Origin of the sequence: Microbacterium sp. SS28 (genome assembly GCF_022761035.1) — a bacterium.
GTDB lineage: Bacteria > Actinomycetota > Actinomycetes > Actinomycetales > Microbacteriaceae > Microbacterium.
In genome coordinates this window covers 812,230-823,960 of the sequence record NZ_JAKWJP010000002.1, presented here as the reverse complement: position 1 = coordinate 823,960, position 11,731 = coordinate 812,230, and the positions used below count along the sequence as shown (strand labels likewise).

8 protein-coding genes and 1 pseudogene are annotated in these 11,731 nt (G+C 69.6%); 6 read left to right on the top strand and 3 right to left on the bottom strand.

Annotation, left to right across the window (positions count from 1 at the left end):
- Positions 1-219, top strand: a pseudogene (locus tag MJ607_RS09215) (hypothetical protein); the annotation flags it as partial.
- Positions 220-772: 553 nt separating this feature from the next.
- Here MJ607_RS09215 and MJ607_RS09210 read toward each other — a convergent pair.
- Positions 773-2,440 (bottom strand): GspE/PulE family protein, encoded by a 1,668-nt coding sequence (locus MJ607_RS09210; RefSeq protein WP_243075261.1) that lies wholly within the window; start codon positions 2,438-2,440, stop codon positions 773-775.
- A 128-nt stretch (positions 2,441-2,568) separates the two neighbouring features.
- Between MJ607_RS09210 and MJ607_RS09205 the strand changes: the two genes are divergently transcribed.
- Both MJ607_RS09205 and MJ607_RS09200 read left to right on the top strand, forming a co-directional pair.
- A complete protein-coding gene (locus MJ607_RS09205) occupies positions 2,569-3,630 on the top strand; it encodes a YihY/virulence factor BrkB family protein (RefSeq protein ID WP_243075260.1) in 1,062 nt (353 codons plus the stop codon).
- Between the two features lie 19 nt (positions 3,631-3,649).
- Entirely contained in the window at positions 3,650-4,477 is an 828-nt protein-coding gene (locus MJ607_RS09200; RefSeq protein WP_243075259.1) for an NAD(P)H-hydrate epimerase, read from the top strand.
- On the opposite strand, the gene MJ607_RS09195 is transcribed toward MJ607_RS09200, so the two are convergent.
- Positions 4,462-5,196, bottom strand: a complete 735-nt coding sequence (locus MJ607_RS09195; RefSeq protein ID WP_243075258.1) for a glutamine amidotransferase — start codon at positions 5,194-5,196, stop codon at positions 4,462-4,464. The genes MJ607_RS09200 and MJ607_RS09195 overlap by 16 nt on opposite strands.
- Before the next feature lie 200 nt (positions 5,197-5,396).
- Between MJ607_RS09195 and MJ607_RS09190 the strand changes: the two genes are divergently transcribed.
- A complete protein-coding gene (locus MJ607_RS09190; protein WP_243075294.1) occupies positions 5,397-7,838 on the top strand; it encodes a glycogen/starch/alpha-glucan phosphorylase in 2,442 nt (813 codons plus the stop codon).
- Positions 7,839-8,181: 343 nt separating this feature from the next.
- On the opposite strand, the gene MJ607_RS09185 is transcribed toward MJ607_RS09190, so the two are convergent.
- The gene (locus MJ607_RS09185; RefSeq protein WP_243075257.1) at positions 8,182-9,060 is read right to left on the bottom strand and encodes a LysR family transcriptional regulator; all 879 of its coding nucleotides are present in this window, start codon (positions 9,058-9,060) and stop codon (positions 8,182-8,184) included.
- 144 nt (positions 9,061-9,204) lie between these two features.
- Here MJ607_RS09185 and MJ607_RS09180 point away from each other — a divergent pair, with 144 nt between their 5' ends.
- Positions 9,205-10,137: an NAD(P)-dependent oxidoreductase gene (locus MJ607_RS09180; RefSeq protein ID WP_243075256.1), complete on the top strand. Its 933-nt coding sequence runs from the start codon at positions 9,205-9,207 to the stop codon at positions 10,135-10,137.
- Between the two features lie 49 nt (positions 10,138-10,186).
- Positions 10,187-11,716, top strand: a complete 1,530-nt coding sequence (locus tag MJ607_RS09175) for a CoA-acylating methylmalonate-semialdehyde dehydrogenase (RefSeq protein ID WP_243075255.1) — start codon at positions 10,187-10,189, stop codon at positions 11,714-11,716.
- The last annotated feature ends 15 nt before the right edge of the window (positions 11,717-11,731 follow it).

Genomic DNA, 11,731 nt, shown 5'->3' with positions numbered 1-11,731 from the left:
GCGAGGTCTACCGCGCACTCCAAGCAGACCTACTCCCCACTTGACATGCATAGGAGCATCCACATCGTCAAGCATCACGGCGGCTGGATCGTGCATCAGCTCGACGGCGGCGCGCTCGAATGGATCTCGCCCACCGGCCGGCGCTACGTCGTGCAGCCCGAGCGCAAGGTGCCGGTGTTCCGGCCGCTCATCGATGCGGGTGGTCCTGCGCCGTTCTGAGCCGCGGGCAGCCGGGGGAAGGGTCGCCGTGCTCGTGGAGGGGCGGGTGTGAGCCGCGCGCAGCAGGTGGAGGGATCGCAGTGCTCGCGGAGGGGTGGGTCTGAGCCGCACGCAGTCGGATGAGCGGTCGCCGTGCTCGCGGAGGGGCGGGTCTGAGCCGCACGCAGCCGGATGAGGGGTAGCCGTGCTCGTGGAGGGGTGGGCCTGAGCCGCACGCAGCCGGATGAGGGGTAGCCGTGCTCGTGGAGGGGTGGGCCTGAGCCGCACGCAGCCGGATGAGGGGTAGCCGTGCTCGTGGAGGGGTGGGCCTGAGCCGCACGCAGCCGGATGAGGGGTAGCCGTGCTCGTGGAGGGGTGGGCCTGAGCCGCACGCAGCCGGATGAGGGGTAGCCGTGCTCGTGGAGGGGTGGGCCTGAGCCGCACGCAACCGGAAGAAGCGGCGCCGTGCTCACAGAGGGGTGGGCCTGAGCCGCACGCAACCGGAAGAAGCGGCGCTATGCTCGCTCGGAGAGCTGGGGGCTCGAGACCGGGGGACAAGAGACCGGGCGAACCATCAGACCGAGACGCGCAGCACCTCTTCGATCGTCGTCAGGCCTTGCGCGACCTTGCTGAAGCCGTCCTCGCGCAGCGAAACCATCCCCTGCTGCAGCGCCACCTGGCGCATCTCGGTGCCCGTCGCGCGCGTCACGACGAGCTGCTCGATCTCTTCGGTCACGCTCATGACCTCGTGCAGCGCGACACGGCCGCGATAGCCGGTGCCCGAGCACGAGCTGCATCCCGCCGCCCGGAAGATCTGCGGCGGATCCGACGGACCGTGCGGGAAACCCAGCGCCGTGAGCACGTCGGTCGTCTCGGTGAACGGCTCGCGACACCGATTGCACAGCCGCCGCGCGAGTCGCTGCGCGACGATCGCCTCGAGCGCCGTCGCGACGAGGAAGGGCTCGCAGCCGATCTCGGTCAGACGCGTCAGCGCCGAGGGCGCATCGTTCGTGTGCAGCGTCGACAGAACGAGGTGACCGGTGAGCGCCGCCTCGATCGAGATGATCGCCGTCTCGTTGTCGCGGATCTCGCCGACGAGCACGACATCGGGGTCGGACCGCAGGATCGACCGCAGCGCACTGCCGAACGTCAGCCCCGCCTTGTTGTTGACCTGCACCTGGTTGATTCCGCCGATGCGGTACTCCACGGGGTCTTCGACCGTGATGACGTTGATCTTGGGGTTCGCGACCGACCGCAGCGCCGTGTAGAGCGTCGTCGACTTGCCCGACCCCGTCGGACCTGTCACGAGCACCATGCCGTGCGGTCGCGCGATGGCCGTCTCGAAGCGATCGAGGTTGCGCGCCGACATCACGAGATCCGACATCGCCATGCGCTGACCCGTGTTGTCGAGGATTCGCATGACGATCTTCTCGCCCCACACGGTCGGCAGCGTTGCGACGCGAAGGTCCACCTGACGGCTCTCGTGGTTGACCGAGAGGCGACCGTCCTGCGGCCGGCGCTTCTCGGCGATGTCGATCGACGACATGATCTTGAGGCGCGAGATGATGCCGTCCTGGATCGAGCGATCCGCCTTCTGCATCTCGTGCAGCACGCCGTCGATGCGGTACCGCACCGTCAGCTGATTCTCGCCGGGCTCGACGTGGATGTCGCTCGCGCGGTCGTTGATGGCCTGGGCGATCAGCAGGTTCACGAAGCGCACGACGGGGGCGTCGGCATCCTGATCCTCGATCGTCTCGGTGAACGACTCGGTCGAGGCCTCGACGTTCTCCTCGATCGCGATCGACAGCTCGCTGAGCTCTTCGTCCGAACGAAGGAAGCGCTCGTACATCTGCTCGAGCGCGTCGCGCGCGACGACGACCGGCTCGACGAAGAGATCCGTGACGCTCGCGACGTCGTCGAGAGCGACGATGTCGTTGGGATCCAGGATGCCGACCACGAGGCGATCGCCGCGCTTGTCGATCGGGATCAGCGAGTACTTGCGGCACAGCGTGCCGGGCACGAGCGCGACGACGTTCGGATCGAGCGGAAGGTTCGCGAGCTCGACGTAGCGGTGCCCCGTGTTGAGTGCGACCGCCTCGGCGACCTGCCCCTCGGTCACGAGCCGCGAGCTCACGAGATGCTGCGTGAGCTCTGGCCCCTCGCCGACCTCGGCCAGCGCCGCCGACATCTCTGCCGCGCGCACCGCGCCGGTCAGGACGAGCGTCTGCGCGAGTCCCTTCATCGGTACTCCCCAATCAGCGGGGAACCCCAAGTCCCCGCATGAAATCATAAGCGAGGAGGGGATGGATGCCTCGGCCCGAAGCTGTCAATCCGCCCGACGCCGGCCGCCTCGCCGATAGCCTTTCGAACATGGCCGAGACCGCGGCATCCGCTCCCCGCAGGGGAAACATCATCGACCGCGTCATGGCGTGGGCGCTGACCCTCAAGCCCGCACGCGTGTGGTTCCACTACGTCGAGCGGCGCGGGTTCATGCTCGCCGACAGCATCACGTATCGCGCGCTCTTCTCGGTCTTCGCGGGCGTGCTTCTCGGATTCTCGTTCGCGACGCTGTGGCTCAGCGACAATCCGCAGGCCATGCAGGCGCTGATCGATGCGGTGGATGCCGCGATCCCGGGCCTCGTCGGCGAGAACGGCATCGTCGATGTGTCCGAGATCAGCGCCCCGGCGGGCTTCACCGTCGCGGGAATCGCGTCGCTCGTCGCCCTCTTCGGTGGAGCGATCGGCGCGATCGGCTCGACCCGCGCCGCCATGCGCACGCTCGCGGGGGAGCTGCATGATGACCGGTTCTGGGTCTGGGTCATCGCGCGCAACGTCATCCTCGCGATCGTCATCGGCGCGGGGTTCCTCGTCTCGGCGGGCGCGACCTTCTTCGGCACGGCCCTCATCGAGCGGCTTCGCGATTGGATCGGGCTTCAGTCCGGCATCGTCGCCGACCTCGCGATCTGGGTCCTCGCGCTCGGGGTCGTCTTCATCCTCGATGCGTCGCTCATCGCTCTTCTCTTCGTCTCGCTCAGCGGCGTCAAGGCGCGCCCGCGCACCCTCATCGCGGGGGCTCTGCTCGGCGGCGTCGGCCTCACGGTGCTGCAGCAGCTCTCGGGCCTGTTCGTGCGCGGAGCGTCCGCCAATCCTCTCCTCGCATCCTTCGCGTCGCTCATCGCGCTGCTGATCTGGTTCAACCTCGCGTCGCAGGTCGTCCTCATCGCGTCGACCTGGATCCTCATCGGGGTGGCGGAGGACACCGATCGCGTACGGGCGCGCTTCGGCGCGACGACCTTCGCGCTGCGCCGAGTGCGCAAGGCCGAGGATGCCGTGCGCGTCGCGACGGCCGAGCTCGAGAAGGCCCGCGCCGAGGAGGAGAAGGAGCGCGAGCGGCTGAACCGCACCGAGGACAAGCGATCGGAGAACGCGTGACCGGCGCGACGGAGCGAGCATGAACGGCACGCCGGAGTGGGTTCCGACCTGGACCGCCGAGCAGGTGCGCAGGAACGAGGCGCCCCTGCTCGACCGCGGACTCCCGCTCATGCTGTGGGCGGCAGCCGGCCTCGCCTCCGTGATCGCCGATGAGCTCGTGGAGCCGGGCGTCACGGCGCGCAAGAACGATCTCGCGTACCAGTCCGCCGGCATGTCGCCGCTCATGGGGCGGATCCTCGTCGTCGCGGGCCGCGGCGACAACGGCGGCGACGCGCTCTATGCGGCCGCCGCGCTTCAGCAGTGGATCGCCGTGCGCGGCATCCCCGGCGACGATCTGAGCTTCGACATCCTGCTCACGGGCGACTCCGCGCACGCGCAGGCCCTTGCGACGGCAGAAGCCGGCGGCGCGAAGCGGGTCTCGCTCGAGGAAGCCGTCGCCCTCGCGAGCGAAGGCGCGTACGACCTCATCCTCGACGGCATCCTCGGCATCGGCACGTCGGCGGACCCGGCGCTGCGCGGCGGCGCCCGCGCCGTCGTCGAGGCGCTTCTGCCGGCCGTCCGCGCGGGCATGTCGCGGGTCATCGCCGTCGACCTCCCGAGCGGCCTGCACCCCGACACCGGTGCGACTTCGGACGGAGTCGTGCTGCCGGCATCCGTCACCGTCACGTTCGGGGGAGTGAAGACAGGACTCGCGCGCGACCGCGGCAAGAAGCTCGCCGGCGCCGTCGTGTGGGTCGACCTGGGCCTCGCGTTCGACGAGGCCCCCGACAGCGCCGCGCCGATCGCGTATGCGTTCGACGGGAGCCGGGGCACCGACTCAGATGAAGGCGATCAGCCCACGGCGTAGCGCTCGGCGAACGTGCGCAGGATCGCGCTCGGGTGCGACACGGCGGCGCGCCGCACGGCCCCGAGGGTCAGCTCGAGCTCGTCGGCTGCGAAGTAGCCGTACCCTGCGTACGCGTGGATGCGCGTCGTGATCCCGTCGACGTCGAGCTCGGGGTGGAACTGCGTCGCGTAGACGTTCGCGCCGACGCGGAACATCTGCACGGGGCAGTCCGGCGACGAGCCGAGCAGCACTGCCGACGAAGGCAGCGCGCTGATCGCCTCCTTGTGACCCACGAACGCCTCGAACGTGGGCGGCAGGCCGGCCAGCAGCGGGTCCGAGAGTCCCGCTGGAGTGAGCGTCACGGGCACGACGCTGATGGGCTCGGAATGCCGCCGGTCGATCGTCGCCCCGAGGAAGGCCCCGACCGTCCCGACGCCGTAGCACGCGCCCAGGAACGGGAAGTCGCGCGCGACCACCCGCTCGAGCAGCGCCTGGAACTCCGCCTCGACCCTCACCTGGACAGCGGACTTCTTCGAGGACGGGTCGGACGCGTTGAACGGCCCGCCGCCCACGAAGATCCCCGAGAGCTCGTCGAGATCCAGCTCGGGCATAGGACCGGCCTCGAGACGGATGCGGCGAAGATGCGCTTCGTCGAGGCCCGAGTAGCGCAGGAAGAGCTCGTACTCCTCGTCGGCGGGACGATCCTCCGCCCGCGTCGCGAGCAGGACGAAGGGCTTCATGCGACAACCCTAGGGCGCGCACGCGCAGCCGCCGACCGATGCACGCGCATGTTTCGGTCACGCAAACTCTGGCGTACAGGTCGGGCACACGGGGCATCCTCCAAGGTGATTGTCGATAGCGTGGCACAGTGCCAGAAGACATCGAGTTCCGCGCCCCCTCGCACCCGCTCGGAGCGACCCACGCGCTCGCCCTCGCTCCGGTGACTTCACCGCCCGCGAGCGTGGACGGCTTCGTGAAGCAGTTCCTGCAGAACCTCAACTTCGATATCGGCGTATCGCTGTCGGAGTCGAGCAAGAACGACCAGTACCTCGCTCTCGCAGGAACGGTCCGCGACTACCTCATGGCCCGCTGGCTCGACGATCAGCGTCGCCAGGGCGATCTGCAGGCGAAGGGCGTCTGCTACCTGTCGGCCGAGTACCTTCTCGGCCGACAGCTCGACAACAACCTCCTCGCGTCGCGACTGACCGACATCGCGTCGGATGCCCTCGCGCAGTGCGGCATCGATCTCGATGAACTGCGCCAGCTCGAGGTCGAACCGGGCCTCGGCAACGGCGGCCTCGGGCGCCTCGCCGCGTGCTTCATCGACTCGCTCGCGACGATCGGCGTGCCGAGCATCGGGTACGGCATCCGCTACGAATACGGCATCTTCCGCCAGACCTTCGAGGACGGCCAGCAGGTCGAGCAGCCGGATGCGTGGCTCGCCCTCGGCTCCCCGTGGGAGTTCCCGCACCCCGAAGCCGCGCAGCAGATCTCGTTCGGCGGCCACACCGAGACCTACGACGACGACGGCGTCACGCGCAGCCGCTGGATCCCGGGCTGGAACGTGCAGGCCGTGCCCTACAACTACATGGTGCCTGGCTATCACAACGGCCGCGTCAACACTCTCCGGCTGTGGTCTGCGGTCGCGACGAGCGCCTTCGACCTGCGCATCTTCAACTCGGGCGACTACGAAGAGGCCGTGCGCGCGCAGACCTTCGCCGAGAACATCTCGAAGGTGCTCTACCCCGAGGACTCGACGCCGCAGGGCAAGGAGCTGCGTCTTCAGCAGCAGTACTTCTTCGTCGCGGCGTCCATCGGCGACTTCCTCGAGAACGTGCTCGCGGACGGCTACGACCTCGCGAAGCTGCCCGAGCGCGTCATCTTCCAGCTGAACGACACCCACCCCGTCATCGCGGTGCCCGAGCTCATGCGCGTCCTGGTCGACGACAAGCACATGGAATGGGATGCCGCGTGGGCGATCACGCAGCAGTGCTTCGCGTACACGTGCCACACGCTTCTTCCCGAGGCCCTCGAGGTCTGGCCCGTCGACCTGCTCGGCCGGCTCCTGCCGCGCCACCTCGAGATCATCTACCGCATCAACGACGACTTCCTCGAGGAGGTGCGCGAACGCTTCGGCGACGACGAGCTGCGCATCCGCGCGATGTCGATCGTCGGCGAGCACCCGTTCCGCTCCGTCCGCATGGCGCACCTCGCCACCGTCGCGGGCTCGAAAGTCAACGGCGTGGCCGAGCTGCACTCCCAGCTGCTGCGCGACAAGGTGCTGCACGACTTCGACGAGTTCTTCCCCGGCAAGTTCACGAACGTCACGAACGGCGTGACACCCCGGCGCTTCATCCGGCTCGCGAACCCCGATCTCGCGGGACTCATCACCGAGGCGCTCGGTGCCGGCTGGACCGTCGACCTCGAGCGCCTGCGCGGGCTCGAGGCGTTCGCCGCGGATCCTGAGTTCCGCGAGCGCTTCGCCGCGGTCAAGGCCGGCAACAAGCGCCGCCTCGCGGCGGTGCTCCGCGAGCGCGACGGCCTCGACGTGAGCGAGGACCACCTGCTCGACGTCATGGTCAAGCGCCTGCACGAGTACAAGCGGCAGATGCTCCAGCTGCTTCACATCGTGACGCAGTACGACCGGGTCGTGTCGGGGCGGGTCGCGGCATCCGACATCACTCCCCGGACGTTCCTGTTCGGCGCGAAGGCGGCGCCCGGCTACGCGATGGCCAAGAGCATCATCCACCTCATCAACGCCGTCGGCGAAGTCGTCAACGACGACCCGCGCGTCGAGGGCCGCCTCAAGGTGCTCTTCCCGCCGAACTACAACGTGACGCTCGCCGAGCGCGTCATCCCGGCCGCCGACCTGTCCGAGCAGATCTCGCTCGCCGGTAAGGAGGCCTCGGGCACGGGCAACATGAAGTTCGCGCTCAACGGCGCGCTCACGATCGGCACGGACGACGGCGCGAACGTCGAGATCCGCGAGCTCGTCGGAGACGAGAACTTCTTCCTCTTCGGCATGAGCGAGCCCGAGGTCGAGGCGCAGTGGGCGAAGGGCTACCGGCCTGCCGAGTTCTACCAGGCGGACGCCGAACTGCGCAGCGCGATGGACCTCATCGCCTCGGGGGCGTTCTCGGGCGGCGACCGGTCGGTGTTCGAGCCGATCGTGTCCAACCTGCTCTACGACGACCGCTTCATGGTGCTCGCGGACTACGGGTCCTACATCCGGGCGCAGGCGAAGGTCGACGCGGCCTACGCCGATCCGGATGCCTGGACGCGCTCCGCGATCCTCAACGTCGCTCGGACGGGATTCTTCTCGTCCGACCGGTCGATCCGCGACTACATCGACCGCATCTGGCACACGCCGCCCGTGAGCTAGGACTTACGGGGCGAGCTGATCGAGCTGTTCGCGGATCGCGGCGAGCGCTTCGGCGATTGCTGGTCAGCGGGTGAGGCGTTCGCGGATCGCGGTGAGCGCTTCGGCGGCGACGGGATTGCGCAGGCCTTGCTGGTCAGTGGGTGAGGTGTTCGCGGATCGCGGTGAGCGCTTCGGCGACGACGGGATTGCGCGGGCTCTGCTGGTCAGCGGGTGAGGTGCTCGCGGATCGCGGTGAGCGCTTCGGCAACGACGGGATTGCGCGGGCTCTGCTGGTCAGCGGGTGAGGTGCTCGCGGATCGCGGTGAGCGCTTCGGCAACGACGGGATTGCGCGGGCTCTGCTGGTCAGCGGGTGAGGTGCTCGCGGATCGCGGTGAGCGCTTCGGCGACGACGGGATTGCGCGGGCCCTCGTCGCGTGTGACCGCCCAGTACTCGAGCGGATGCGCGTAGACGCCGTCGAGCACGCGCACGAGGCGCGGGTCGGCATCCGCGAGGAAGTCGGGCAGCAGCCCGATCCCGGCACCCGCGGCGGCGGCCTCGACGTGCGCGAAGACGCTCGTCGAGCGGATCGACGCGGGCGAGGCGGGCAGCGACTGCACCGCGAGGTCGAGCTCATCGACCTGCAGCGACGACTCGATGTAGTAGATGAGCGGATGCCGCGCCAGCTGCGCGACGGATGAAGGAACCCCCGCGCCCTCGAGATACGCGGGCGTCGCGTAGAGCCCGAGCGCGTAGGAGCTGATGGGCACGGCGAACGCGCGGTGCACCTGCGGGCGGCCCACGACGATCTCGAGGTCGACGCCGGAGCGGTTCTGGCGGACGCGCTGCGTCGCCGCGATGAGCTCGATCGACAGCTCGGGATGCCGCGCCTGCAGTCGCGCCATGGCGGGGACGAGGAACGCCGAGGTGAACGCCTCGGGGGCCGCGATGCGCACCATGCCCTGCATCGCGGTGCCGCCGTCCTCGGCGAGCTCGCGCACGGACGCCTCGATGCGCTCGGCCGCCGCGACCGCGCGACGGCCCAGGGGAGTGGTCTCCCACCCGGCGGCGCCGCGCACGAGCACGCGCCCGCCCATTGCGTCCTCGAGCGCCGCGATCCGCCGCGACACCGTCGAGTGGTTGACGCCGAGGACCTCGGCCGCGGCCGTGTAGCGCCCGAGACGCGCGACGGCGAGGAACGTCATGAGCGCGTCGAGCTGTGGTTCGCGAGACGGCGAGGCCATGCAAGCAGTGTGCATCAGCGCACGGTGGAGGTGCAATATTCGATCCACTCCGTGCATTGATCGCGAGTGGGAGGTGTGCTTATCCTGGCGTCGACGGGCGCGGTCGCGCGCCCTCTTCGACACCTTCGATGCCGCAGGAGAACCATGTCCACGATCGCCTGGATCGGGCTCGGCCACATGGGCGCGCCCATGACCGCCCACCTCGTCGCGGCGGGCCACACCGTCCGCGGCGTCGACGTCAACCCGGCTGCTGCCGAGGCTGCGGCATCCCGCGGCGTCACCGTCGTGTCGTCGATCGCCGAAGCGCTGCAGGGCGCCGACGCGTGCATCACGTCGCTGCCCATGCCCGCCCACGTGCGCGCCGTCTACGACGGACCCGACGGGGTGTGGGCAGGCGCCGCCCCCGGCACGCTCCTGCTCGACACCTCGACGGTCGACATCGAGACGTCCCGGTGGTGCCACACGGGCTCCGCTGAGCGCGGTTTCGTCTTCGTCGACTCGCCCATCTCGGGCGGCACGGCGGGCGCCGAGGCCCACTCGCTGACTTTCATGCTGGGCGGCGCCCCCGACGACGTCGCGCGCGCCGAAGAGCTCGTCGCGCCCATGGCGGGCAAGGTCATCGCGTGCGGCGGACCGACGGCGGGGATCGCTGCGAAGCTCGTCAACAACATGATGCTGTTCATCGGCGTCATGGCCACGGCCGAGGGCTCGCAGCTCGCCGAGCAGCTGGGCCTGGACCCCACGGTGTTCTGGCAGGTCGCGGGTGCGTCGTCGGGCGGCTCGTGGCCGCAGCGCGTGTGGTGGCCCGTCCCGGGCGTCGTCGAGTCGGCGGCCGCAAACAAGAACTTCGACGCGACCTTCTCGGTCGACCTCGCGCGCAAGGACTGCGGCCTCGCTGTGCAGGCGGGCGAGGCGACGGGCGTGCACCTTCCGGCGGCCGAGCTCGCGCTCTCGCAGCTCGAAGAGCTCGCAAGCCGCGGACTCGGGGGCAAGGACTGCACCCTCGTGACCCTCTTCGCGACCCCGGACGGGACGCTCCGGGGGTACGATCCGAGCCACGACCTCACCCACGCCTGAACCCCGCCGACCCCGTGAACCCCGCGCACATCCGCACCCGAGGAGCATCATGAGCACCCCCACGATCGAGAAGACCGCTGACGGCACGCCTGCGACGCTGCCGACCATCCCGCACGTCGTGGGAGGCGAGCGCCTCACGCCCGAGGGTCGTCGCGGCGCCGTCTTCAACCCCGCCACGGGGCGCCAGACCGCTGAGGTCGCCTTCGCGACCGCCGACTTCGTGCACGAGGCAGCCGAGATCGCGAAGGCCGCGCAGCCCGCGTGGCGCGAGACGGGGCTCGCGAAGCGGTCCGGCGTCCTGTTCCGCCTGCGCGAGATCCTCACGTCGCGCGGCGAGGAGCTCGCGCGCCTCATCACGTCGGAGCACGGCAAGACGGTGCCCGACGCGCTCGGCGAGGTCACCCGCGGGCTCGAGAACGTCGAGTTCTGCACAGGACTCATGCACCACCTCAAGGGGGAGTACTCCGAGCAGGTCGCGACCGGCATCGACGTGCACCAGGTGCGGCAGCCGCTCGGCGTCGTCGCGTGCATCACTCCGTTCAACTTCCCCGCGATGGTGCCGCTGTGGATGGTCACGACGGCGATCGCGGCGGGCAACGCCGTCATCCTCAAGCCCTCCGAGCGCGACCCCTCCTCGGCGGTGTGGCTCGCCGATGCGTTCCGCGAGGCGGGGCTCCCCGACGGCATCTTCAACGTCGTGCACGGCGACAAGGAGGCCGTTGACGCGATCCTCGACGAGCCGATCATCCGCGCCGTCTCGTTCGTCGGCTCGACGCCCATCGCGAAGTACATCTACGCGCGCGCCGCGGCGAACGGCAAGCGCGTGCAGGCGCTCGGCGGTGCGAAGAACCACATGATCGTGATGCCGGATGCCGACCTCGACGCCGCCGCGGACGCCGCCGTGTCGGCAGCCTACGGATCGGCGGGGGAGCGCTGCATGGCGGTCTCGGTCGTCGTCGCCGTCGGCGGCGTCGCCGACTCGCTCATCGAGAAGGTGTCGGACCGCATCGGCAACCTGCGCATCGGCGACGGCCTCGACCCTGCGTCGGAGATGGGGCCGCTCATCACGCGCGAGGCGCGCGAGCGGGTCGCGGGCTTCGTCTCGGGCGCCCCCGACGAGGGCGCGAAGGTCGTCGTGGACGGTCGCGCGCACGAGTTCGAGGGCGACGGCTTCTTCATCGGCGCATCCCTCGTCGACGACGTCAAGCCCGGCATGCGCGTCTACGACGAGGAGATCTTCGGCCCCGTCCTCTCGGTCGTGCGCGTCGGCAGCTACGACGAGGCGGTCGACCTCATCAACTCGAACAGGTACGCCAACGGCACGGCGGTCTTCACGCGCGACGGCAAGACGGCGCGGCAGTTCGAGTACGACATCGAGGTCGGCATGGTCGGCATCAACGTGCCGATCCCCGTGCCGGTCGGCGCGTTCTCGTTCGGCGGCTGGAAGGACTCGCTGTTCGGCGACACGCACATGTACGGGCCCGAGGCGTTCAACTTCTACACGCGGCGCAAGGTCGTCACGACGCGCTGGCCCGACCCGAGCGAGAGCCAGATCAGCCTCGGCTTCCCGACCCACTGACGGCCCCGGGGTAGG